Below are 22,165 nucleotides of genomic sequence, written 5' to 3'. Positions count from 1 at the left end.
TCTTATTGCAGGCTGGCGGCCACTGCTTCAAAGCGATTGCCCAGTGTCGCCTGCGGACCGCCTTGCAGCTGTCTGGCGTACTGGCGCAGCACTTGCGCCGAATACGTGCGCGAGGCGGGCGACAGCTTCGGCAGCAGCGGCAGCACGCGTTCCAGATAGCCGGTGCCTTCCTGCCACTTGCCTTGCGCGGCCAGCGCCGACGCCAGTTCCACCATGCGGCGGCCGACGCGCGCATCGCTGCGCGGCTGCGCCGTTTCTTCCGTGGCCAGGGCTTGCCGGTATAGCTGCTCCGCTTCGGCATTCTTGCCCTGCAGGCGCTTGATGCGGCCCAGGTTGTACTGGCGCTGCGAGAGGATATCCGCGCTGGCCCCGGCCTGCTCGGCGCTGCGCAGCGCCTGTACGCAAGCCAGTTCCGCTTCGCCAAACTGGCCTTTGAGTTCGGCCGCGTTGCAGGCGTCTTGTTGCGCGTTGGAGGTGGTGAGCGTCGCTGGCGCCGCGCAGGCGGCCAGCAGGCTGACTGCGCATAGCAGGCTGATGGTATGGTTCTTCATAGTCTCCTCGGACGGGTGCTGGACACGGTGTATCAGTGGAGTCATGCTGTGATAAATATACTATAAGTGTTTTGGGGCGGGTGGCTTTTTGCCGGCGCACGGCAAGGCGCGCGATTGACGCCGCTTGCGTGCTTCAGGGATACTCCGGGTCTGTCCACTATTGCGTGCCGCCACCATGTCCAAGACTGTCCTGATCGTGGAAGATGAACAGGCGATTGCCGACAGCATCGCCTATGCCTTGCGCACGGACGGCTTGACGCCGCGCCATGTGATGTTGGGCGAGCAAGCCCTGGCCGCGTTGCGCCCAACGCCCGGCGAAGCCGCGCAGATGCCCGTTCTGGTGGTGCTCGACGTGGGCTTGCCCGACATGAGCGGGCTGGAGGTGTGCCGCCGGCTGCGCCAGTTTTCCGAGGTGCCGGTGATCTTCCTGACGGCCCGCAGCGACGAGATCGACCGTATCGTCGGCCTGGAAATCGGCGCCGACGATTACGTCACCAAACCGTTTTCGCCGCGCGAACTGGTGGCGCGCATCCGCGTCATCTTGCGCCGCGCAGGCGTCGCCCAGGTGCCGCGCGAGACTGGCATGACGATAGCCGCGCCTGTTGCCGTGACCGCGCCGGCGCGCTTCGAGTTGCGCGCGCTGGAGGCGAAAGTACTGTTTCACGGTCAGCCGCTGGACCTGACCCGCTATGAATACCTGTTGCTGAAAACCCTGCTCGCGCATCCAGGCCACGTGCTGTCGCGTGCGCAACTGATGGAACGCGTGTGGAGCGGTGCGCCCGACACGCTCGAGCGCACCGTCGACGCGCACATCAAATCCCTGCGCGCCAAGCTGCGCGCCGTCGATGCGCAGGTCGACCCCATCCACACCCACCGTGGCCTCGGCTACAGCCTGGCCGGTACATGAAGATCGGCCTGCGCATCCTGCTGGGCTACTTCCTGATCGTGGGTCTGGCCGCGTGGTTCTTGCTGAACGTCTTCATGGAGCAGGTCAAGCCGGGCGTGCGCTCGACCCTGGAAGATACCTTGGTCGATACCTCGCAACTGCTGGCCAGCCTGGTTGCGCCCGATTTGAAGGCGGACACGCTGGCGCAGTCGCCCGTGGCCGAACGCATGCAGGACTACGCGCGCCATGGCGTGGACGTCAATATCAATGGCGTGCGCAAGCGCACGCTCGACTACCGCATCTATATCACGGACCGGCGCGGCATCGTGCTGTTCGATTCCAGCGGGCGCGACGTGGGGCGCGACTATTCGCGCTGGAATGACGTGTATCTGACCTTGCAGGGCAAGTATGGCGCGCGCAGCACGCGCAGCCGGCCCGACGACGAGATGTCGACGGTGATGCACGTGGCCGCGCCGATCCGTGACGGCAATGAGGTGATCGGCGTGCTGACGGTGGCCAAGCCGAATGCCAGCGTGCAAGCGTTTGTCGAACGCAGCCAGCGCAAGATCCTGCAGCGTGGCGCCGTGCTGCTGTTGCTATCGCTGCTGATCGGCCTGGCATTCGCCTGGTGGCTGCACCATGCGCTGGGCAAGCTGATGCATTACATCGGCGACGTGGAGGCGGGACGCAAGGTGGCGCTGCCGGCGTTGGGCAGGAACGAGATCGGCACCCTGGGGCGGGCGCTCGACGCCATGCGCACGCGCCTGGAAGGGAAGGAATATGTGGAGCAGCTGATGCACACCCTGGCGCATGAATTGAAAAGCCCGATCGCTGCCATCCAGGCCTCGGCCGAACTGCTGCAGGAAGACATGCCGCCGGCCGAGCGCCGCCAGTTCCTGGCCAGCATCCTGGAACAGAATGCGCGCCAGCGGCAGCTGATCGACAAGCTGCTGGCCCTCGTGCGCGTGGAAAAGCAGCAGCGCCTGGATAGCCCCGAGCGCATCGCCCTGGCGCCCCTGCTGGCGCAAGTGGCGCAGGACGCGGCCGCCACCCTGACGGCGCGCGGCGTGCGCCTGCAATTGCAGGCGGAAGAGGGGAGCGTGGCCGGGGACGCCCTGCTGCTGCGCCAGGCGCTGGGCAACCTGCTTGACAACGCGGCCGGCTTTGCGCCACCGGGTAGCTGCATCGACCTGACGGCGCGGCGCCAGGGCAGCCAGGTGGAAATTGCCGTGCGCGACCGGGGCGCAGGCATCCCCGCGTATGCGCTCGAGCGCGTCTTCGAGCGCTTTTATTCCTTGCCGCGCCCGAGCGCCGGCAAGAGCACGGGCCTGGGCCTGCCCTTCGTGCGCGAAGTCGCTTCCCTGCATGGTGGCACGGTCGAGGTGCTCAATCATGCCGAGGGCGGCGCCTGCGCGCGCCTGTGCCTGCCGCTGGTGTAGTTGGGCGGCATTTAACCGTATTTATTTCCGGACTTCACACGCAACGCACATTCAGCGCACATGGTTTTTTTACACTGTCATCCTTACTTCAAGGATGCGCCATGCAAAAAACTCTATTCGTCAAAGCGTTGATCGTGTTCGGCCTGATGTTGCTGATCGGCCTGCCTTTGCTGATGATTCAGGAAACGATCAAGGAGCGGATGGAATTCCGCCAGGAAGCCGTCAACAGCATCGCCGCCGATTCGGTGCGCGAACAAACCATCATCGGCCCCATCCTGGTGATTCCCTACACGGAGCAGTACGAAGAGCGCGTGGAAGTGGCCAGGGGCGATGACAAGGAAGCGAAATCGCCTGTGCGCACGGAGTTGCTGCGCCGTATGGTGCAGCGCCGCCTGCTCGTGTATCCGAACGATCTGCAGATCAACGGCAACATTGAGACGGATCGGCGCTACCGCGGCATTCACCAGGTGCTGGTCTACAGCGGCCAGCATGCGTTCAAGGGCGACTTTACGGTGCCGGCCAGCAGCCAGCTGCCGCGCAAGACGCCGGACTCGCGCGTGACCCTGGGCACGCCTTTCGTGGCCCTGTCCATCGAGGACGTGCGCGGCATCCGCAATATCCCGAAAATCGACTGGGGCGGCCGGAAGATCGAGTTCGAGCAGGGCACCGACCTGTTTGCCTTCCGCAGCGGCCTGCATGCGCCGCTGGGCGCCATGCCTCTGGCGGCGCCGCAGCAGGTGCGCTTCAGCTTTGACCTGGGGCTCGATGGCATCGAACGCCAGCACTTCGTGCCGGTGGCCAAGAACAGCCAGATCAGCATCAAGTCGAACTGGCCCCATCCGCAGTTTGGCGGGCGCTTCCTGCCGTCGCCGAAGAACCGCCAGATCGATGCCCGGGGGTTCAATGTGGCGTGGAATATCTCGTCGCTGGCCACCAATGCGCAAACGCAGCTGAGCACCATCGAGGGGGAATTCAAGGTGCCCGACAGCGCGCCGCTGGGCCAGATCGATCGCTTCAGTGTCGGTTTCATCGAGCCGGTGAACGTGTACTCGCAATCGGACCGGGCCACGAAATATGGCTTGCTGTTCGTGGCGCTGACCTTTGCCGCCTTCTTCATCTTTGAAATCCTGAAAAGCCTGCCCATCCACCCGGTGCAGTATCTGCTGGTGGGTTTGTCGCTGGTCATCTTCTTCCTGCTACTGGTAGGCCTGGCCGAGCACATCGCCTTCCTGGCCGCCTACCTGATCGCCAGCGCCGCCTGTATCGTTCTGACCAGCTTTTATCTGGTGCACGTGCTGCACAACGCCTGGCGCGGCATCGGCTTCGGTGTGGCCCTGACCGTGCTGTATGGCGCCCTGTATGGTTTGCTCAGCTCGGAAAACAATGCGCTGGTGATGGGCAGTATCCTGTTGTTCGCCGTGCTGGCAGCCATCATGGTGGCGACGCGCAAGGTGGACTGGTATCAGATCGGCAAAGGGGTGCCGCAAGAGTAGGGGGAATCGGGCTCCACGGGCCGCCATGCTTGCAGCCAGCCCGGACGGTGATGTGTCCGGGCTGGCTTTTTCAATTTTGGGATAGGAAGCACGCGGCATCATTAATTGGTAGTTAGTTGGTATTGTTTACGGTATGCTATTGGCATTGCTTTTTAAATAATTGCCGGCGCCGCAGCGTCTGCCCGGGGCGGTACGAGGATGGCGTGTCGCCCAGGTTGTTCTTCCATCTGATAAACGGAGATGAAATATGATCAAGAAGACGATGGCTTTCCTGTTTGCGCTCGGCCTGGGCGCCTCGTATGCGTTTGCTGCCGGCGATGTCACGCAGTGCTACAGCGAGTGCGGGCAAAAAGTGGCGAATTGCCGGGCGCACCTCGGTGGCAGCCCCATTTGCGAGGACCTGTACGAGCATTGCCTGATCAATTGTCAGCAATAAGTTTTTCCGGGCGCCAAGCCCGGGATGAGAAGAGCAGGGCGCGCATGCCATGGCGCGCCCTGTGTGTTTCCGCCATCGCCCGCGAGGCCGCATGCCGCCGTGCTTTGCGTCCCTCAAGTTGCCTTGCGGCAGCGTTTTCCCGGCGCGCCGACAACTCCCGCAGGGGCGTCGCGCAACACTTTGACATACCTCGTGTTAACTTGTTGCGTCAAGGGTTTTTGTGCTATATACTAGCCGGCTTCGGTATGGATTCGTCTTTTTTGAGTCCTACGTTACTTTGTAGTTAAACAAGCCCCGCCCAATCGCAGGTGGGAATGGAGAAAAAATGAGCCTAGGCCTTCTCGGTCGCAAGGTTGGTATGATGCGCATTTTCACGGATGAAGGGGATTCGATCCCGGTCACCGTGTTGGACGTATCGAACAACCGTGTTGCGCAAATCAAAACCCCTGAAACAGATGGCTACTCCGCTGTTCAGGTCGCATTCGGTCAACGTCGCGCTTCCCGCGTGACCAAAGCTGTTGCTGGTCATCACGCTAAAGCTGGTGTTGAAGCCGGTACTCTGTTGAAAGAGTTCCGTGTCGACGCTGCTAAAGCCGCTGAACTGAAAGCTGGCGATGTTGTCGCTGCTTCCCTGTTCGAAGTCGGTCAAAAGATCGACGTGCAAGGCGTTACCATCGGTAAAGGCTATGCAGGCGTTATCAAACGTTACCACTTCGCTTCTGGCCGTGCAACGCACGGTAACTCGCGTTCGCACAACGTTCCAGGTTCCATCGGTATGGCACAAGATCCAGGTCGCGTTTTCCCTGGTAAGCGCATGACCGGTCATCTGGGTGACGTTAACCGTACGATCCAGAACCTCGTGATCGCCCGTATCGATGCCGACCGTCAGCTGTTGCTGGTCAAAGGCGCGATTCCAGGTGCGAAAAATGGCCAGGTAGTTGTCTCGCCAGCCATCAAAACCAAAGCCAAGAAGGGAGCTTAAACGATGGAACTCAAGCTTCTGAATGCGCAAGGTCAAGCCGCCTCGAACGTTGCTGCAGCCGATACGATTTTCGGCCGTGACTACAATGAAGCGCTGATCCACCAAGTCGTCATCGCTTATCAAGCGAATGCACGTAGTGGTAACCGCAAGCAAAAAGACCGTGAAGAAGTTCACCACACGACGAAAAAGCCATGGCGCCAAAAAGGTACCGGCCGCGCTCGTGCTGGTATGTCGTCGTCGCCACTGTGGCGCGGCGGTGGTCGGATTTTCCCGAACTCGCCTGACGAAAACTTCACCCACAAAGTGAACAAAAAGATGTATCGCGCAGGTATCTGCTCGATCCTGTCGCAGCTGGCTCGCGAAGAGCGCCTGATCGTCATCGACGATCTGACGATCGACGCGCCAAAAACCAAGCTGCTGTCGCAAAAATTGAACGGCCTGGGCTTTGATTCGGTTCTGATCATCACCGACGTTCTGAACGAAAACCTGGAACTGGCATCGCGCAACCTGCCTAACGTACTCGTCGTTGAGCCACGTCACGCAGACCCGATGTCCCTGGTGTTCTACAAGAAGATCCTGGTCACCAAAGCTGCATTGGCCAAGATTGAGGAGATGCTGGCATGAGCGCGATTTTGAAACATAGCGAAGAACGCTTGATGAAGGTGCTGTTGGCGCCCGTGATTTCCGAAAAGGCCACCATGGTCGCGGAAAAGAACGAGCAAATTGTATTCCGCGTACTGCCGGATGCAACCAAGCCTGAAATCAAGGCAGCGGTCGAACTGCTGTTCAAGGTTGAAGTTCTGTCCGTGCAAACTGCAAACCGCGAAGGTAAGCAAAAGCGCACCGGCAAGTTCAACGGTCGTCGTAACCATACCAAGCGTGCTTTCGTGTGCCTGAAGCCTGGCCAGGAAATCAACTTCTCCGAGGAGGCTGCATAATGGCACTCGTTAAGATGAAACCAACCTCGCCAGGCCGTCGCGGCATGGTGAAGGTGGTGAATGCCGACCTGTACAAAGGTCGTCCGTTCGCTGCCCTGGTTGAAAAGAAATCCAAGACCGCTGGTCGTAACAACAACGGTCACATCACCACCCGTCATATCGGTGGTGGTCATAAGCAACACTACCGCTTGATCGACTTCAAGCGCACCAAAGATGGTATTCCAGCGAAAGTGGAACGTATCGAATACGATCCAAACCGCACCGCGAATATCGCTCTGCTGTGCTACGCCGACGGCGAACGTCACTACATCATCGCAACCAAAGGCATGGCCGTTGGCGACAGCGTGATGAACGGTTCGGAGGCACCGATCAAATCGGGTAACTGCTTGCCAATCCGTAACATCCCAGTCGGTACCGTGATGCATTGCGTCGAAATGCTGCCAGGTAAAGGTGCCCAAATGGCACGTACCGCCGGCGCTGGCGTTGTGCTGATGGCACGTGAAGGTACCTACGCTCAAGTGCGTCTGCGCTCGGGTGAAGTACGTCGCGTGCACATCGAGTGCCGTGCAACGGTTGGTGAAGTCGGCAATGCCGAGCACAGCCTGCGTAAAATCGGTAAGGCTGGCGCGATGCGCTGGCGCGGTGTTCGTCCTACCGTTCGCGGTGTGGTCATGAACCCGGTCGATCACCCGCACGGTGGTGGTGAAGGTAAAACAGCAGCTGGTCGTCATCCAGTTTCGCCTTGGGGCCAACAGACTAAGGGTAAGAAAACACGCAGCAACAAGCGTACTACTTCCATGATCGTCTCGCGCCGCGGCAAGAAATAAGGGGTAGCACATGACACGTTCATTGAAAAAAGGGCCGTTCTGTGACGCCCACCTGGTGAAAAAAGTTGAAGCCGCGCAAGCAGCCAAAGACAAAAAGCCAATCAAAACCTGGTCGCGTCGTTCGACAATCATGCCTGACTTTATCGGCCTGACGATCGCGGTTCATAACGGCAAGCTGCACGTGCCGGTTTATGTTTCCGAAAACATGGTTGGTCACAAGCTCGGCGAATTCGCACTGACCCGTACGTTCAAGGGCCATGCAGCTGACAAAAAGGCTAAGAAATAATGGAAACTAAAGCTATCCTCAAAGGTGTGCGCCTGTCGGACCAAAAGGGCCGCCTGGTTGCTGACCTGATCCGTGGCAAGAAAGTTGACGCTGCACTCAACATCTTGCAATTCAGCCCGAAAAAAGGTGCTGCGATCATCAAACGCGTTCTGGAATCCGCTATTGCGAATGCCGAGCACAATGATGGTGCGGACATCGACGAATTGTTCGTGAAAACGATCTACGTCGAAAAGGGCCCCGTCCTGAAGCGCTTCACCGCGCGTGCAAAAGGCCGTGGCGACCGTATTTCGAAACAATCCTGTCACGTTTACGTGACTGTCGGTAACTAAGGAGCCACGATGGGTCAGAAAATTCATCCAACCGGTTTCCGTCTGGCGGTCACCCGTAACTGGGCTTCGCGCTGGTATGCAGGCAACGGTAATTTCGCTGCCATGCTGAACGAAGACTTGAAAGCACGTGCTTACCTGAAAAAGAAACTGAAGAACGCTTCCGTTGGCCGCATCGTTATCGAGCGCCCAGCCAAGAACGCGCGCTTCACGATCTACAGCTCGCGTCCAGGCGTGGTCATTGGTAAAAAAGGCGAAGACATCGAAGTACTGAAGTCCGCGCTGACCAAGATCATGGGCGTACCTGTTCACGTGAACATCGAAGAAATTCGCAAGCCAGAAATCGACTCGCAACTGATCGCCGATTCGATCGCTCAGCAGCTGGAAAAACGGATCATGTTCCGCCGCGCCATGAAGCGTGCAATGCAAAATGCAATGCGCCTGGGTGCTCTCGGTATCAAGATCATGTCGTCCGGCCGTCTGAACGGTATCGAAATCGCGCGTAAAGAGTGGTACCGCGAAGGCCGCGTGCCTCTGCATACCCTGCGCGCCGATATCGACTACGGTACCAGCGAAGCGTCGACCACCTACGGCATCATCGGTGTCAAGGTGTGGGTATACAAGGGTGACCGCGCGCCTAACGGCGATGCACCAGTCATCGATACCCCAGCTGACGAGAAGAAAAGCCGCGGCCCACGCCGTGACGATGGCAAGCCAGCTGGCCGTCCACGTCCAGCCGGTGCCGGTGCGAAACCATCCACAGCACCAGGTGCACGTGTGCGTACCGCCGCTAAACCGGCCGCCGCAGCAGCACCAGCTGAGAAAGCAGGAGAATAATCATGCTGCAACCAGCACGCAGAAAGTATCGTAAAGAGCAGAAAGGCCGTAATACCGGTATTTCGCACAGCCGCGGCACCGCCGTGTCGTTTGGCGAATTCGGTCTGAAGGCAGTTGCGCGCGGTCGTATCACTGCGCGTCAAATTGAAGCGGCGCGTCGTGCAATGACGCGTCACATCAAGCGCGGTGGCCGTATCTGGATCCGTATTTTCCCGGACAAACCGATTTCGAACAAACCGGCTGAAGTCCGTATGGGTAACGGTAAAGGTAATCCTGAGTACTACGTCGCTGAAATTCAGCCAGGCAAAGTACTGTACGAAATGGATGGCGTTGATGAAGCGCTGGCACGGGAAGCATTCCGTCTTGCCGCCGCTAAACTGCCACTGGCGACGACGTTTGTCATCCGCCAAGTCGGCCAATAATTGGAGTTGTATATGAAAGCATCTGAACTCCGCGGCAAGGACCAGCCAGCTCTGCAAAAAGAGCTGAATGACCTGTTGAAGGCACAGTTCGGCCTGCGCATGCAAATCGCTACGCAGCAGCTGAGCAACACTTCGCAGCTCAAGAAGGTACGCCGCGATATCGCGCGTGTGAAGACGGTAATGAATCTGAAGGAAGCCAAATGAACGAACCAGTGAAACAGTCGCTCAAGCGCACGCTGATCGGTAAAGTGGTTTCGGACAAGATGGACAAGACCGTTACCGTTCTGATCGAGCGCCACGTAAAACATCCTTTGTATGGCAAGATCATCATGCGCTCGAACAAGTATCACGCGCATGACGAGACCAACCAAGTCAAGGCCGGTGATACGGTCGAGATCCAGGAAGGTCGCCCGATCTCCAAAACGAAGGCATGGACGGTGACACGTGTGGTTCAAGCCGCACCAACCGTTTAAATAAAAACCACCGTTTCGGCGGTGGCTTTTAATTAGTACTTGCAGGCCCGCAAATTGTATGTAATACTTGCGGGCTTCGTTCATGTAACGCCGCAAAGTGTCTGGCCACAGACAGTAGCATTCGCGGTCAGTTGATGTATGAAGGTCATGCACCCAAACAGTGAAGCCCAGCAGGGCGGCTCTGGCGGGACCAAGACTGACCGTGGGTCTACATTGTGTGGATTCTTCGGCTTAAGTTGGGAAAGAGAATACTATGATTCAAACTGAAAGCCGGCTCGAAGTGGCTGACAATACCGGTGCCAAAGAAGTAATGTGCATCAAGGTATTGGGCGGCTCCAAGCGCCGTTATGCTGGCATTGGCGATGTGATCAAGGTAACCGTTAAGGTTGCTGCGCCACGTGGCCGTGTCAAAAAAGGTGAAATTTATAACGCCGTGGTTGTGCGCACCGCTAAAGGTGTTCGCCGCCAAGACGGTTCCCTGGTGAAGTTCGACGGCAATGCCGCCGTTCTGTTGAACGCCAAGCTGGAACCGATCGGTACCCGTATTTTTGGACCTGTCACACGCGAACTGCGTACTGAGAAGTTCATGAAAATCGTGTCCCTGGCACCGGAAGTCCTGTAAGGAGTCGTAATGGATAAGATTCGTAAAAACGACGAAGTCATCGTTCTGACCGGGAAAGACAAGGGCAAACGTGGTGTGGTACAGCAGCGTATCGATGCTGAACATATCGTGGTTGACGGCATTAACATCGCTAAAAAAGCGACTAAGCCAAACCCGATGACTGGCGTAACTGGTGGTATCGTCGATAAGACCATGCCAATTCACGTGTCCAACGTTGCATTGTTTAATGCAGCGACTGGCAAGGCAGATCGCGTGGGTTTCAAAGAAGTGGACGGCAAGAAAGTCCGCATCTTTAAATCCTCCGGCGAAGTAGTGAAGGCTTAAGAAATCATGGCACGTCTCCAAGAATTCTATAAAGAAAAAGTCGTTGCCGACCTGACCAGCAAGTTTGGTTACAAGTCGGTAATGGAAGTTCCACGCCTGACCAAGATCACCCTGAACATGGGTGTTGGTGAGGCTATCGCGGATAAAAAAGTTCTCGAGCACGCAGTTGCTGACTTGACCAAGATCGCCGGCCAGAAGCCAGTGACCACCAAGTCCCGCAAAGCGATCGCAGGCTTCAAAATCCGTGAAGGTTACCCGATCGGTACGATGGTCACCCTGCGCGGCGCTCGCATGTACGAGTTCCTGGATCGCTTCATTACCGTGGCTCTGCCGCGCGTACGCGATTTCCGTGGTGTGAACGGCCGTGCATTTGATGGTCGTGGCAACTACAACATCGGTGTCAAGGAACAGATCATTTTCCCTGAAATCGAATACGACAAGATTGACGCGTTGCGCGGTATGAATATCAGCATCACGACAACCGCTAAGACCGATGACGAAGCCAAAGCTTTGCTCGCCGCCTTTAAATTCCCTTTCAGGAACTGATCATGGCCAAACTGTCACTGATTAATCGTGAGATCAAGCGTGCTGACCTGGTGGCGAAATTCGCCCCTAAGCGCGAAGCTCTCAAGGCCATCGTCGATGACCAATCGAAATCGGAAGAAGAGCGCTACGAAGCTCGCCTGAAATTGCAGGCGCTGCCACGTAACTCGAACCCGACGCGTCAACGTAACCGTTGCGCCATCACTGGTCGTCCGCGCGGCACATTCCGTAAATTCGGTCTGGGTCGTATCAAGCTCCGTGAATTCGCCATGCGTGGTGAAATTCCGGGTATGACAAAAGCAAGCTGGTAATAGGAGAATATGCAATGAGTATGAGCGATCCTATCGCCGATATGCTGACCCGCATTCGCAATGCACAAGGCGTGCAAAAGACGACCGTGGCCATGCCATCGTCGAAAGTCAAAATTGCGATTGCCAGCGTCCTGAAGGACGAGGGTTACATTGAAGATTTCGCTGTTGCCGAAGCTGGTGGCAAAGCGGAACTGAAAATCGGTTTGAAGTATTATGTTGGCCGTCCCGTTATTGAGCGCTTGGAGCGCGTGTCCCGTCCGGGTCTGCGCGTCTACAAGGGTAAAGACGAGATCCCTGTTGTGATGAATGGCTTGGGTGTGGCGATCGTGTCGACTCCGCAAGGCGTCATGACTGACCGCAAAGCACGCGCTACCGGTGTCGGCGGCGAAGTTATTTGCTACGTGGCTTAAGGAGTTACACATGTCTCGAGTAGCTAAAATGCCTATCGTAGTGCCAGCTGGCGCCGAAGTCGCCATCTCCGCACAAGCGATCACCGTAAAAGGCCCGCTGGGCGTACTTTCCCAGGCCCTCACCGGCCAGGTCAAAGTGGAAAACAATGCAGGAACCCTGAGTTTCGACGTGGCGAACGACAGCCGCGAAGCCAATGCCATGTCCGGCACGCTGCGCGCACTGGTCAACAACATGGTTGTTGGCGTCACCAAGGGTTTCGAGAAAAAGCTGAACCTGGTAGGCGTGGGTTACAAGGCGCAAGCTCAAGGCGACAAGTTGAATCTGTCCCTGGGTTTCTCGCACCCTGTAGTGCATGACATGCCAGCTGGCGTTACCTGCGCAACACCAACCCCGACCGAGATCCTGATTAAAGGTATCGACCGTCAACAGGTTGGCCAGGTAGCCGCTGAAGTTCGTGCTTACCGCGCTCCTGAGCCTTATAAAGGCAAGGGCGTTCGCTATGCGGACGAAGTGGTTAAGCTTAAAGAAACCAAGAAGAAGTAATTAGGGGCTGACGATGGATAAGAAAGAATCACGGCTTCGCCGCGGACGCCAAACCCGCATCAAGATTGCGGAATTGAAAGTAAATCGCTTGTCGGTGCATCGCACCAACCTGCACATTTACGCCAACCTGATCAGCCCGGATGCAAAAATCCTGGTTTCGGCCTCGACGGCTGAAGCGGAAGTTCGCGCTGAACTGGCAGGCCAATCCGGCAAAGGCGGCAATGCCGCTGCTGCAGCCTTGATCGGCAAGCGCGTCGCTGAAAAAGCGTTGAAAGCAGGGATTACCGAAGTTGCGTTTGACCGCTCCGGTTTCCGTTACCACGGCCGTGTGAAAGCGTTGGCAGAAGCCGCACGCGAAGCCGGTCTGAAGTTCTAAGGATCAATCATGGCAAAAATGCAAGCAAAAATGCAAAGCGACAAGCCGGATGATGGCATGCGCGAAAAAATGATCGCGATCAACCGCGTGACCAAAGTGGTCAAGGGTGGTCGTATCATGGGTTTCGCCGCGCTGACCGTAGTTGGTGATGGCGATGGCCGCGTCGGCATGGGCAAGGGCAAATCGAAAGAAGTGCCAGTTGGCGTGCAGAAGGCAATGGAAGAAGCCCGTCGCAACCTGATCAAAGTACCGCTCAAAAACGGCACCTTGCATCACACGGTTGTTGGTCGTCACGGCGCCTCCAAGGTCCTGATGAACCCAGCTAAGCCTGGTACTGGCGTTATCGCTGGTGGCGCCATGCGCGCTATCTTCGAAGTGATGGGCGTGACGGACGTGGTGGCGAAATCCACCGGTTCGAACAACCCATACAACCTGGTACGCGCTACGCTGGACGGCCTGTCGAAAATGAGCACTGCTTCCGATATCGCTGCCAAACGCGGCAAGTCGGTCGAAGACATTCTGGCTTAAGGTGGACAAAATGACAAACACAGTCAAAGTGCAATTGGTCAAGGGCTTGATCGGTACGCGCGAATCGCATCGCGCTACCGTGCGCGGTCTGGGTCTGCGTCGTGTAAATTCGGTTTCCGAATTGCAAGACACCCCATCCGTACGCGGCATGATCAATAAAGTATCGTATCTCGTTAAAGTTGTCGGGTAAGCCTTCGGGCTTACACGAACGGAGCAAATCATGGAATTGAATACTATTGCACCAGCCGAAGGCGCTAAGCACTACAAGCGTCGCGTCGGTCGCGGTATCGGCTCCGGCCTGGGTAAAACCTCGGGTCGTGGTCACAAAGGTCAGAAATCGCGTTCGGGCGGCTTTCATAAAGTCGGTTTCGAAGGCGGTCAGATGCCTCTGCAACGCCGTCTGCCTAAGCGCGGTTTCAAATCGATGCACGCAACCTTCAAAGCTGAAGTGCGCCTGTCCGATCTGAACAACCTGGCTGTTGGCGATGTCGACATTCTGGTCTTGAAGCAAGCTGGCGTTCTGGGCGTGTTGGCCCGTGACGTGCGCGTGATCTTGTCCGGCGAAATCACCAAAGCGGTGAATTTGAAGGGCTTGAAAGTGTCCGCTGGCGCGAAAGCCGCCATCGAAGCAGCCGGCGGCTCGGTAGCCTGAGTTGACCGCTAACAGCTTGATCGGAGCGAAAATTGGCGACTAATCCACAACTTGCTAAAAGTGCAGCGGCCGGTTTCCCTTGGGGACGGCTCTGGTTTTTGCTTGGCGCATTGGTGGTTTATCGTATCGGTGCTCACGTCCCGGTTCCCGGGATTGACCCGACACAATTAGCCTCGCTGTTCAAGGAGCACGAAGGCGGCGTCCTGGGCATGTTCAACATGTTCTCGGGCGGTGCCTTGTCTCGTTTTACAGTGTTTGCGCTGGGTATCATGCCTTATATCTCGGCCTCGATCATCATGCAATTGCTGTCGATCGTGTCACCGCAGATGGAAGCGTTGAAAAAAGAAGGCGAAGCAGGTCGTCGCAAGATCACCCAGTACACCCGGTATTTCACGGTTGCCCTGGCACTGTTCCAAGCGTTGGGCATTGCAGTCGCACTGGAGTCGCAAGCTGGTCTGGTGTTGGAACCTGGTCTTGCATTCCGCTTCGTGACGGTCGTCACTTTGTTGACCGGAACAATGTTTTTGATGTGGTTGGGTGAGCAAATTACCGAGCGTGGCTTGGGGAATGGCATCTCGATCATCATTTTTGCCGGGATTGCAGCAGGTCTGCCGTCGGCGTTGGGTGGCTTGTTCACTCAGGTGTCGAATGGTTCGATCGGCAGCTTCAGCGCGATTTTCATCGTGATCCTGGTAGCACTGGTAACGTACTTCGTTGTATTCGTCGAACGTGGTCAGCGCAAAATATTGGTCAATTACGCGAAGCGCCAGGTAGGCAACAAGATTTATGGCGGTCAAACCAGCCATTTGCCGTTGAAGCTGAACATGGCCGGCGTGATCCCGCCGATCTTTGCTTCTTCGATCATCTTGTTTCCGGCCACTATCGTGGACTGGTTTTCAAAGGGCGCCGACAACGCTAACCCTGCGGTGCGGTTCTTGAAAGATTTGGCAGCATCGATGGGGCCTGGTGAGCCTATCCATGCGCTGTTGTACGCAGTGGCGATCGTGTTTTTCTGTTTCTTCTATACAGCGCTGGTGTTTAACAGCAAGGAAACAGCGGATAACTTGAAGAAAAGCGGTGCGTTCATTCCCGGGATCCGTCCAGGCGAGCAGACAGCCCGTTACATCGACAAGATCCTGACACGCTTGACACTTGCCGGCGCAGTCTACATCACCCTGGTGTGTTTATTGCCGGAATTTATGCAAGCCCAGTGGAAAGTACCATTCTATTTCGGCGGTACTTCTTTATTGATTATTGTAGTTGTCACCATGGATTTCATGGCGCAAGTACAGAACTACGTGATGTCGCAGCAATATGATTCGCTGCTGCGCAAAGCAAATTTCAAGGGCGGAATTCCGACGCGTTAAGCGCGGTAAACATACCGAATGGCAAAAGACGACGTCATACAGATGCAGGGCGAGATTCTTGAGAATCTCCCAAATGCAACATTTCGAGTGAAGCTGGAGAACGGACACGTGGTGCTCGGGCATATTTCAGGTAAAATGCGGATGAATTATATTCGCATTCTCCCTGGAGACAAGGTGACGGTGGAGTTAACGCCGTACGACCTGAGCCGAGCCCGCATTGTGTTCCGTACCAAGTAACACACTGAATCAAACCAAAGAAGCGAAAGAAAGAGCCCCAAAATGAAAGTTCTCGCATCAGTCAAGCGGATCTGCCGCAACTGCAAGATCATCAAGCGCAAAGGCGTAGTCCGCGTAATCTGCGTGGAACCACGTCACAAGCAGCGTCAAGGTTAATCGAGGAATAACAAATGGCACGTATTGCAGGGGTTAATATCCCAAATCATCAGCATACCGTTATCGGCCTGACGGCCATCTACGGTGTGGGCCGTCCACGCGCAGAGAAAATCTGTGCATCGACCGGTGTAGCAACCAACAAAAAGATCAAAGATCTGGATGACAGCGAACTGGAAAAACTGCGCGATGAAGTAGGTAAATTCATCGTCGAAGGCGATCTGCGTCGTGAACTGTCCATGAACATCAAGCGTTTGATGGATCTGGGTTGCTACCGCGGCATGCGTCATCGTAAGGGTCTGCCTTGCCGTGGCCAGCGTACGCGTACGAACGCACGTACCCGCAAGGGACCGCGTAAAGCCGCTCAATCGCTGAAAAAATAATCCGCTAGGGAATAATTATGGCTAAGTCGCAAAATAACGCCGCATCAGCACGCGTGCGTAAAAAAGTTAAAAAGAACGTCGCTGAAGGCATTGCACATGTCCACGCTTCGTTCAATAACACCATCATTACCATCACCGATCGTCAAGGCAATGCCTTGTCGTGGGCTACCTCCGGCGGTGCAGGCTTCAAGGGTTCGCGTAAATCGACCCCGTTCGCAGCGCAGGTCGCCGCGGAAGCCGCTGGTAAAGTGGCTGTTGAGTGTGGCGTCAAGAACCTGGAAGTACGTATCAAGGGCCCAGGTCCTGGTCGTGAATCCGCCGTTCGCGCGCTGAACAACCTGGGCATCAAGATCACCGAGATCCAGGACGTGACGCCGGTACCGCACAACGGTTGCCGTCCACCGAAACGTCGTCGTATCTAAGATAGTGCTGCAGAGGGCGCTTCGGCGCCAGCTGCTTTGCTATCTGTTGTAACTCAGTACAGTTGTGTGAAATCGCTGGAGCAGGGAGCCGGAAACGGTTATACTGCCCGGCTGTTCTTGCCTGTCAAATTCCATTTGGCGGGTTTTTCGTTTTCAGCCACCGTCTGATTGAAGCTGAGTCAGACTAGCGCCTAACCGCAGCAGCGTGTTTGATCATGCATGTGGCTGGGGCGTTATCATTAAAAAAAGGAAGTATCGTGGCACGTTATATCGGACCTAAAGCAAAACTCTCCCGCCGTGAAGGTACTGACCTGTTCCTGAAGAGCGCACGTCGCTCGCTGGACAGCAAGTGCAAACTGGACGTCAAACCAGGCCAGCACGGTGTCAAATCCGGCGCCCGCACCTCGGACTACGGTAACCAACTGCGCGAAAAGCAAAAAGTCAAGCGCATGTACGGCGTGCTGGAACGTCAATTCCGCCGCTACTTCGCTGAAGCAGACCGTCGTAAAGGCAACACCGGCGAAACGCTGTTGAAGTTGCTGGAAACGCGTCTGGACAACGTTTGCTACCGCATGGGCTTTGGCTCGACCCGCGCTGAAGCGCGTCAATTGGTCAGCCACAAAGCGTTTACCGTGAACGGTATCGTTGTGAACATCGCTTCGTACGCGGTCAAAGTTGGCGACATCGTTGCTGTTCGTGAAAAATCGAAAAAGCAAGTGCGTATCGTTGAAGCACTGTCGCTGGCTGAACAAGTTGGCATGCCTAGCTGGGTTTCGGTTGATGCCAAGAAAATGGAAGGCACCTTCAAGTCCCTGCCAGAGCGTAACGAAATCGCTAACGACGTCAACGAATCGCTGATCGTCGAGCTGTACTCGCGTTAATAGTAGTCAGTAGCAAGATCTCCGCCCACTTTGCTTTTGTAAAGTGGGCGTTTCACTAATGCCATCAGCCTTATCGGTGTAATGAGCCGAGGGTATTGAAAAGGACATTTCATGCAAAACAGTTTGTTGAAGCCACGTATTATCGATGTTGAAGCTCTCGGGGCAGGTCACGCCAAGGTCGTGATGGAACCGTTCGAGCGCGGCTACGGCCACACATTGGGTAACGCGTTGCGCCGCGTTCTGCTGTCGTCGATGGTAGGCTACGCGCCGACCGAAGTGACGATCGCTGGCGTCGTCCACGAATATTCTTCCCTCGATGGCGTGCAAGAAGACGTCGTCGATCTGTTGCTGAACTTGAAGGGTGTGGTTTTCAAAGTCCACAACCGCGATTCGGTAACCCTGACCCTGAAAAAAGAAGGCGAAGGCGCCATCCTGGCCTCCGACATCGACCTGCCGCATGACGTCGAACTGATCAACCCTGACCACGTGATCGCCCACCTGACCGCTGGTGGCAAGCTGGACATGCAGATCAAGGTTGAAAAAGGCCGCGGCTACGTTCCTGGCAACGTGCGTCGCCTGTCGGAAGACACGAACAAGACCATCGGCCGCATCATTCTGGATGCGTCGTTCTCGCCAGTGCGCCGTGTCTCGTACTTCGTTGAATCGGCTCGCGTCGAACAGCGTACCGACCTGGACAAGCTGATCATCAACATCGAAACCAACGGCGTGATCTCGCCGGAAGAAGCGATCCGCCAGTCGGCCCGCGTCCTGGTGGACCAGTTGAATGTGTTCGCTGCCCTGGAAGGCACGGAAGCTGCCGCCGAAGCGCCATCGCGTGCTCCGCTGGTCGATCCTATCCTGTTGCGTCCAGTCGACGACCTGGAGTTGACCGTGCGTTCGGCGAACTGCCTGAAAGCGGAAAACATCTACTACATCGGCGACCTGATCCAACGTTCGGAAAACGAACTGCTGAAAACGCCAAACCTGGGCCGCAAGTCCCTGAACGAAATCAAGGAAGTGCTGGCATCGCGCGGCTTGACCTTGGGCATGAAGCTGGAAAACTGGCCGCCTGCCGGCCTGGAAAAGTAATTCGTAGTTGTAGCAAACTGCCTGGGACAGGTGTCCCAGGCTTTTATTTTGAAGCACCAAACCGGCCCGCGATGTTGCACTAGCTTCATCGATCGAAGAGCTGGAATTTAAACACTCACCGAAAGGATTTATCATGCGTCACGGTCACGGCCTCCGTAAACTGAATCGTACCTCGTCCCACCGTCTGGCAATGCTGCGCAACATGACAGTATCGCTGCTGCGTCACGAAGCGATCAAAACCACCCTGCCAAAAGCAAAAGAACTGCGTCGCGTTGTCGAGCCAATTCTGACCTTGGGCAAAACTGACTGCCTGGCAAACAAGCGTCTGGCCTTCAACCGCCTGCGCGATCGTGAAATGGTCTTGAAGCTGTTCGCTGAACTGGGCCCACGTTACGCCAACCGTAACGGCGGCTATGTGCGTATCCTGAAAATGGGTTTCCGCGTCGGCGATAACGCTCCTATGGCGTTCGTTGAACTGATGGATCGTCCAGATACGACCGAAGCAGTTGAAGTTGCTGGCGAGTAATCCCGGCAATTGCATCTAAGAAAGCCAGGCCTAGCCTGGCTTTTTTGTTTTCTGCTGCAGCTATCTTTGCTGCGGTGTACTATTCTTCTTTCGCGCCGGCCCTGCAGCCACTGCACGCCCCGCGCGTCTCTTGTTGAATGGCACAGCTGATGCCGCAGAAAAAGGTCGTTCATGTCCCGTTTCCCCTCCAGCGCCACCGCGCGCGCCGCTCCCCTGCATCAACTGCTGATCTGGTTTGCCACCTGCTTGCTGCTGGCCATGGCCGTCTTTGGCAGCAATCATGCCCTTGCCGACGATGAATTCCTCGATCCCGAGCTGGCTTTCAAATTTTCTGCCCGCATGCAGGATCCGTCCACCATCGCCGTCACCTATGTAATTGCCGATGGCTACTATATGTACCACGAGCGCTTCAAGTTCGAGGCCGTGGGCGCCAAGCTGGGCACGCCCGTGTATCCGGCTGGCAAGGTCAAGTTCGACGACACCTTCCAGAAGAACGTGGAAACGTTCCGCAAGACCCTCACCATCACGATTCCCGTGGAGGCGGCCGGGGCGTTCACCCTGAAGGCGACGGGACAGGGATGCTCCGACAAGGGCTTGTGCTATGCGCCGCAGGATGCGACGGCCCAGCTGGTGGGCGGTGGCGGCGGCCAGAGCATGGCGCCGGGCGGCTTGCCGTCGAAATTTGCCTTGCCTTCCGCGCCGGCAGTCGACACGGCAGCCGTCAACGGGCCGCAGGCGCAAGCGTCGCCTGGGGTATCCGTGCTGAGCATTCCGCAGGCCGATATCACCAGCATGCCCGAGACGGTAGCGGCGGCCCCCGTGGCGGCAAGCGCCGCGCCCGCGCAAAGCGAGATGGGCAAGATCGAAGCGGCACTGAAGGGCGGCAAGCTGCTCGTCATCGTGCCCCTGTTCATGCTGCTGGGCCTGGGCCTGGCGTTTACACCGTGCGTGCTGCCGATGGTGCCTATCCTGTCATCGATCATCATCGGCGATGGCGCCAAGGTCAGCCGCTCGCGCGGCTTGCTGCTGTCGCTGACATACGCGCTGGGCATGGCCATCGTCTATACGGCGCTGGGCGTGGCGGCCGGGCTGGCGGGCGAAGGCTTGGCGGCCCAGCTGCAGAACCCCTGGGTGCTGGGTTTCTTTGCCCTGCTGATGGCCGGCCTGGCGCTGTCGATGTTCGGTTTGTATGAACTGCAGGTGCCGGCTTTCCTGCAAGGCAAGCTGACGTCCGTATCGAACCAGCAATCGTCGGGCCGCCTGGCAGGCGTGTTCGTCATGGGCGCCATTTCCGCCCTGATCGTGGGGCCATGCGTGGCTGCGCCGCTGGCCGGCGCCTTGCTGTACATCAGCCAGACGCGCGACGTCGTCATCGGCGGCAGTGCCCTGTTTGCCATGGCGGTGGGCATGAGCGTGCCCTTGCTGTTGGTGGGCGTGTCGGCTGGCACCTTGCTGCCCCGTGCCGGCGCCTGGATGGATGCCGTCAAGCGCTTCTTTGGCGTGCTGCAACTGGGAGTGGCCTGGTGGCTGGTCTCGCCCGTGCTGCCGGGCGCCGTGCAGATGCTGGGCTGGACGGTGCTGTTCGTCGGCTACGGCATGTATTTGCTGATGGGTAAGAGCGGCGCGCAGAACGCCTGGATCGGCAAGGCCTTCGGCCTCGTCTTTGCCGTACTGGGCGCGATGCAGCTGGTGGGCGTTGCCAGCGGTGGCCGCGACCCGCTGGCGCCGCTGGCCCACCTCGGTGGTGGCCAAGTCCACGCGCAACCGTTTACGCGCGTAAAGACCGTGGCGCAGCTCGATGCGGCGCTGGCGCAGCTGAATGGCAAGCCGGCCTTGCTGGATTTTTATGCGGACTGGTGCGTGTCGTGCATCGAGATGGAAAAGCTGACCTTCGTCGATCCCGCCGTGCGCGAGAAGATGGGGCAAGCCGTGCTGCTGCAGGTGGACGTGACGGCCAATGACGCGGACGACAAGGCCATGCTGAAACGCTTCCAGCTGTTCGGCCCGCCGGGCATCATCATGTTCAACCGGCAGGGGCAGGAAATCGCCCAGTCGCGCGTGATCGGCTTCCAGAATGCATCGACGTTCCTGACTTCCTTGCGCAAGCTCGACGAGTAGGTCGGGTTAGCCCGTAAGGGCGTAACCCGACACCACCGTACACGCCAACAAAGTTGTCGGATTACGGTCCTGCGGACCTAATCCGACCTACCCGGCTTTGGGATGCTGCTGCATGCCGTGGTGACCGCCATGGTGGCCACCGCGATGGCCGCCGTGCTTGCCGCCAGGCACGCTGTCGTCAAACACTTTCCTTTGCTCCGGCGTCAGCACGGCGTAGAAGGTTTTCAGCGAGGCCAGACGGCTTTCCTGGCCGGCGATGCGTTCCTTTGACATGGCGATCCATTGCTCCATGCGTTCCGGCGCCGACAGCTTGGCCATCGCTTCGCGCCTGGCTTTCCAGTCGCCCATCGGTTTTTTCGGCGCATTGGCGGCCGTGAAAGTGGCCCAGGCCGGTTCCTGCGCGGCCGTCAGCTTCAGCTTGTCGTGCAGGCGGGCCTGGTACTTGGCCATGCGCTCGGCCGGGTTGCCACCGCGGTGCTGGCCGCGCTGGCCGTCATGTTGCATCTTGGTGCTGGCGGCAGGCGCGCTGGCGGCCGCTTCCTGGGCGTGGACGGTCAGCGATGCCGCACCCATGCCGAGTACGCTCATGGCGATGATCAAATTCTTGCGCAAGGTTGTCATTGAGGCGTTCATCTGGATTCCTTTGTCAAAGTGAGGGATGTACATGTTGCTGCACATGAATCCATGTTGGACTCTCCATGTTTCCCCGAAGTGTCCGCTGCCAGACAGTTTGTATCTATATGTTTCTTCGGGTCTTCTATATACAAGACGATACAAATGCGT

General features: G+C 57.3%; 35 protein-coding genes. 33 read left to right on the top strand and 2 right to left on the bottom strand.

Features of this window, described 5'->3' with window-relative positions:
* Nucleotides 1-2 precede the first annotated feature (2 nt).
* Nucleotides 3-551 carry a tetratricopeptide repeat protein gene (locus tag AC54AF_RS02730; protein WP_496635196.1) on the bottom strand — a complete coding sequence of 183 codons (549 nt, stop codon included), beginning with the start codon at nucleotides 549-551 and terminating at the stop codon, nucleotides 3-5.
* Nucleotides 552-726: 175 nt separating this feature from the next.
* On the opposite strand from AC54AF_RS02730, the gene creB reads away from it, so the two are divergent.
* The 33 genes from creB to dsbD all read left to right on the top strand — a co-directional run bounded on the left by creB (nucleotide 727) and on the right by dsbD (nucleotide 21,382).
* Nucleotides 727-1,458: a two-component system response regulator CreB gene (gene creB / locus AC54AF_RS02725; RefSeq protein WP_496635194.1), complete on the top strand. Its 732-nt coding sequence runs from the start codon at nucleotides 727-729 to the stop codon at nucleotides 1,456-1,458.
* Nucleotides 1,455-2,876, top strand: a complete 1,422-nt coding sequence (creC, locus tag AC54AF_RS02720; protein ID WP_496635192.1) for a two-component system sensor histidine kinase CreC — start codon at nucleotides 1,455-1,457, stop codon at nucleotides 2,874-2,876. Before creB ends, creC begins: the two co-directional genes overlap by 4 nt.
* A 101-nt stretch (nucleotides 2,877-2,977) precedes the next feature.
* Nucleotides 2,978-4,369 carry a cell envelope integrity protein CreD gene (creD, locus tag AC54AF_RS02715; RefSeq protein WP_496635190.1) on the top strand — a complete coding sequence of 464 codons (1,392 nt, stop codon included), beginning with the start codon at nucleotides 2,978-2,980 and terminating at the stop codon, nucleotides 4,367-4,369.
* Nucleotides 4,370-4,616: 247 nt separating this feature from the next.
* On the top strand, nucleotides 4,617-4,805 hold the full coding sequence (locus AC54AF_RS02710; RefSeq protein ID WP_496635188.1) for a hypothetical protein: 189 nt from the start codon (nucleotides 4,617-4,619) through the stop codon (nucleotides 4,803-4,805).
* A gap of 325 nt (nucleotides 4,806-5,130) precedes the next feature.
* The gene (gene rplC, locus AC54AF_RS02705; RefSeq protein WP_010394393.1) at nucleotides 5,131-5,787 is read left to right on the top strand and encodes a 50S ribosomal protein L3; all 657 of its coding nucleotides are present in this window, start codon (nucleotides 5,131-5,133) and stop codon (nucleotides 5,785-5,787) included.
* A 3-nt stretch (nucleotides 5,788-5,790) separates the two neighbouring features.
* Complete coding sequence (gene rplD / locus AC54AF_RS02700; RefSeq protein ID WP_034753197.1) at nucleotides 5,791-6,411, top strand: 50S ribosomal protein L4; 621 nt, start codon at nucleotides 5,791-5,793, stop codon at nucleotides 6,409-6,411.
* The gene (rplW, locus tag AC54AF_RS02695; RefSeq protein WP_010394398.1) at nucleotides 6,408-6,725 is read left to right on the top strand and encodes a 50S ribosomal protein L23; all 318 of its coding nucleotides are present in this window, start codon (nucleotides 6,408-6,410) and stop codon (nucleotides 6,723-6,725) included. Before rplD ends, rplW begins: the two co-directional genes overlap by 4 nt.
* A complete protein-coding gene (rplB, locus tag AC54AF_RS02690; protein WP_034753198.1) occupies nucleotides 6,725-7,552 on the top strand; it encodes a 50S ribosomal protein L2 in 828 nt (275 codons plus the stop codon). Before rplW ends, rplB begins: the two co-directional genes overlap by 1 nt.
* Before the next feature lie 10 nt (nucleotides 7,553-7,562).
* On the top strand, nucleotides 7,563-7,838 hold the full coding sequence (rpsS, locus tag AC54AF_RS02685; RefSeq protein ID WP_008444295.1) for a 30S ribosomal protein S19: 276 nt from the start codon (nucleotides 7,563-7,565) through the stop codon (nucleotides 7,836-7,838).
* Nucleotides 7,835-8,167: a 50S ribosomal protein L22 gene (rplV, locus tag AC54AF_RS02680; protein WP_170840583.1), complete on the top strand. Its 333-nt coding sequence runs from the start codon at nucleotides 7,835-7,837 to the stop codon at nucleotides 8,165-8,167. The genes rpsS and rplV overlap by 4 nt, the downstream gene beginning before the upstream one ends.
* A 9-nt stretch (nucleotides 8,168-8,176) precedes the next feature.
* Nucleotides 8,177-9,001: a 30S ribosomal protein S3 gene (rpsC, locus tag AC54AF_RS02675; RefSeq protein ID WP_034753199.1), complete on the top strand. Its 825-nt coding sequence runs from the start codon at nucleotides 8,177-8,179 to the stop codon at nucleotides 8,999-9,001.
* Between the two features lie 2 nt (nucleotides 9,002-9,003).
* On the top strand, nucleotides 9,004-9,423 hold the full coding sequence (rplP, locus tag AC54AF_RS02670; protein ID WP_034753201.1) for a 50S ribosomal protein L16: 420 nt from the start codon (nucleotides 9,004-9,006) through the stop codon (nucleotides 9,421-9,423).
* A 12-nt stretch (nucleotides 9,424-9,435) separates the two neighbouring features.
* On the top strand, nucleotides 9,436-9,627 hold the full coding sequence (rpmC, locus tag AC54AF_RS02665) for a 50S ribosomal protein L29 (RefSeq protein WP_010394412.1): 192 nt from the start codon (nucleotides 9,436-9,438) through the stop codon (nucleotides 9,625-9,627).
* Complete coding sequence (gene rpsQ, locus AC54AF_RS02660) at nucleotides 9,624-9,896, top strand: 30S ribosomal protein S17 (protein ID WP_010394415.1); 273 nt, start codon at nucleotides 9,624-9,626, stop codon at nucleotides 9,894-9,896. Before rpmC ends, rpsQ begins: the two co-directional genes overlap by 4 nt.
* 253 nt (nucleotides 9,897-10,149) lie before the next feature.
* On the top strand, nucleotides 10,150-10,518 hold the full coding sequence (gene rplN / locus AC54AF_RS02655) for a 50S ribosomal protein L14 (protein WP_008444317.1): 369 nt from the start codon (nucleotides 10,150-10,152) through the stop codon (nucleotides 10,516-10,518).
* A gap of 9 nt (nucleotides 10,519-10,527) precedes the next feature.
* Nucleotides 10,528-10,842: a 50S ribosomal protein L24 gene (gene rplX / locus AC54AF_RS02650; RefSeq protein WP_034753204.1), complete on the top strand. Its 315-nt coding sequence runs from the start codon at nucleotides 10,528-10,530 to the stop codon at nucleotides 10,840-10,842.
* Nucleotides 10,843-10,848: 6 nt separating this feature from the next.
* A complete protein-coding gene (gene rplE, locus AC54AF_RS02645) occupies nucleotides 10,849-11,388 on the top strand; it encodes a 50S ribosomal protein L5 (protein ID WP_010394421.1) in 540 nt (179 codons plus the stop codon).
* Between the two features lie 2 nt (nucleotides 11,389-11,390).
* Entirely contained in the window at nucleotides 11,391-11,696 is a 306-nt protein-coding gene (gene rpsN / locus AC54AF_RS02640) for a 30S ribosomal protein S14 (RefSeq protein ID WP_010394423.1), read from the top strand.
* A 14-nt stretch (nucleotides 11,697-11,710) separates the two neighbouring features.
* Entirely contained in the window at nucleotides 11,711-12,106 is a 396-nt protein-coding gene (gene rpsH / locus AC54AF_RS02635) for a 30S ribosomal protein S8 (RefSeq protein ID WP_034753208.1), read from the top strand.
* A 10-nt stretch (nucleotides 12,107-12,116) separates the two neighbouring features.
* Nucleotides 12,117-12,650 carry a 50S ribosomal protein L6 gene (rplF, locus tag AC54AF_RS02630; RefSeq protein ID WP_034778281.1) on the top strand — a complete coding sequence of 178 codons (534 nt, stop codon included), beginning with the start codon at nucleotides 12,117-12,119 and terminating at the stop codon, nucleotides 12,648-12,650.
* Between the two features lie 13 nt (nucleotides 12,651-12,663).
* Complete coding sequence (gene rplR, locus AC54AF_RS02625) at nucleotides 12,664-13,026, top strand: 50S ribosomal protein L18 (RefSeq protein WP_071079767.1); 363 nt, start codon at nucleotides 12,664-12,666, stop codon at nucleotides 13,024-13,026.
* Between the two features lie 9 nt (nucleotides 13,027-13,035).
* Nucleotides 13,036-13,554, top strand: a complete 519-nt coding sequence (gene rpsE, locus AC54AF_RS02620) for a 30S ribosomal protein S5 (protein ID WP_010394433.1) — start codon at nucleotides 13,036-13,038, stop codon at nucleotides 13,552-13,554.
* A 10-nt stretch (nucleotides 13,555-13,564) separates the two neighbouring features.
* A complete protein-coding gene (gene rpmD / locus AC54AF_RS02615) occupies nucleotides 13,565-13,744 on the top strand; it encodes a 50S ribosomal protein L30 (protein ID WP_010394435.1) in 180 nt (59 codons plus the stop codon).
* 30 nt (nucleotides 13,745-13,774) lie between these two features.
* Nucleotides 13,775-14,206, top strand: a complete 432-nt coding sequence (rplO, locus tag AC54AF_RS02610) for a 50S ribosomal protein L15 (protein ID WP_034753211.1) — start codon at nucleotides 13,775-13,777, stop codon at nucleotides 14,204-14,206.
* A 32-nt stretch (nucleotides 14,207-14,238) separates the two neighbouring features.
* Entirely contained in the window at nucleotides 14,239-15,573 is a 1,335-nt protein-coding gene (secY, locus tag AC54AF_RS02605; protein WP_010394438.1) for a preprotein translocase subunit SecY, read from the top strand.
* 18 nt (nucleotides 15,574-15,591) lie between these two features.
* Complete coding sequence (gene infA / locus AC54AF_RS02600; RefSeq protein WP_005663428.1) at nucleotides 15,592-15,810, top strand: translation initiation factor IF-1; 219 nt, start codon at nucleotides 15,592-15,594, stop codon at nucleotides 15,808-15,810.
* Between the two features lie 42 nt (nucleotides 15,811-15,852).
* Nucleotides 15,853-15,966, top strand: coding sequence for a 50S ribosomal protein L36 (gene rpmJ / locus AC54AF_RS02595; RefSeq protein ID WP_010394471.1), 114 nt, complete (start codon nucleotides 15,853-15,855; stop codon nucleotides 15,964-15,966).
* A 14-nt stretch (nucleotides 15,967-15,980) separates the two neighbouring features.
* Nucleotides 15,981-16,346 (top strand): 30S ribosomal protein S13, encoded by a 366-nt coding sequence (gene rpsM, locus AC54AF_RS02590; RefSeq protein ID WP_046681666.1) that lies wholly within the window; start codon nucleotides 15,981-15,983, stop codon nucleotides 16,344-16,346.
* Nucleotides 16,347-16,363: 17 nt separating this feature from the next.
* Nucleotides 16,364-16,768 (top strand): 30S ribosomal protein S11, encoded by a 405-nt coding sequence (rpsK, locus tag AC54AF_RS02585; protein WP_010394475.1) that lies wholly within the window; start codon nucleotides 16,364-16,366, stop codon nucleotides 16,766-16,768.
* A 257-nt stretch (nucleotides 16,769-17,025) separates the two neighbouring features.
* On the top strand, nucleotides 17,026-17,649 hold the full coding sequence (rpsD, locus tag AC54AF_RS02580; protein WP_010394478.1) for a 30S ribosomal protein S4: 624 nt from the start codon (nucleotides 17,026-17,028) through the stop codon (nucleotides 17,647-17,649).
* Nucleotides 17,650-17,760: 111 nt separating this feature from the next.
* Nucleotides 17,761-18,738 (top strand): DNA-directed RNA polymerase subunit alpha, encoded by a 978-nt coding sequence (locus AC54AF_RS02575; RefSeq protein ID WP_008444343.1) that lies wholly within the window; start codon nucleotides 17,761-17,763, stop codon nucleotides 18,736-18,738.
* Nucleotides 18,739-18,871: 133 nt separating this feature from the next.
* Nucleotides 18,872-19,264: a 50S ribosomal protein L17 gene (rplQ, locus tag AC54AF_RS02570; RefSeq protein WP_131688284.1), complete on the top strand. Its 393-nt coding sequence runs from the start codon at nucleotides 18,872-18,874 to the stop codon at nucleotides 19,262-19,264.
* Between the two features lie 171 nt (nucleotides 19,265-19,435).
* A complete protein-coding gene (gene dsbD, locus AC54AF_RS02565) occupies nucleotides 19,436-21,382 on the top strand; it encodes a protein-disulfide reductase DsbD (RefSeq protein ID WP_496635185.1) in 1,947 nt (648 codons plus the stop codon).
* An 87-nt stretch (nucleotides 21,383-21,469) separates the two neighbouring features.
* On the opposite strand, the gene AC54AF_RS02560 is transcribed toward dsbD, so the two are convergent.
* Nucleotides 21,470-22,015: a Spy/CpxP family protein refolding chaperone gene (locus AC54AF_RS02560; RefSeq protein WP_496635183.1), complete on the bottom strand. Its 546-nt coding sequence runs from the start codon at nucleotides 22,013-22,015 to the stop codon at nucleotides 21,470-21,472.
* Between the last annotated feature and the right edge of the window lie 150 nt (nucleotides 22,016-22,165).

Source organism: Janthinobacterium sp. JF4 (genome assembly GCF_059617925.1).
Note: the sequence above shows the minus strand (reverse complement) of the source record. Positions and strands in the feature narration are given on the sequence as shown.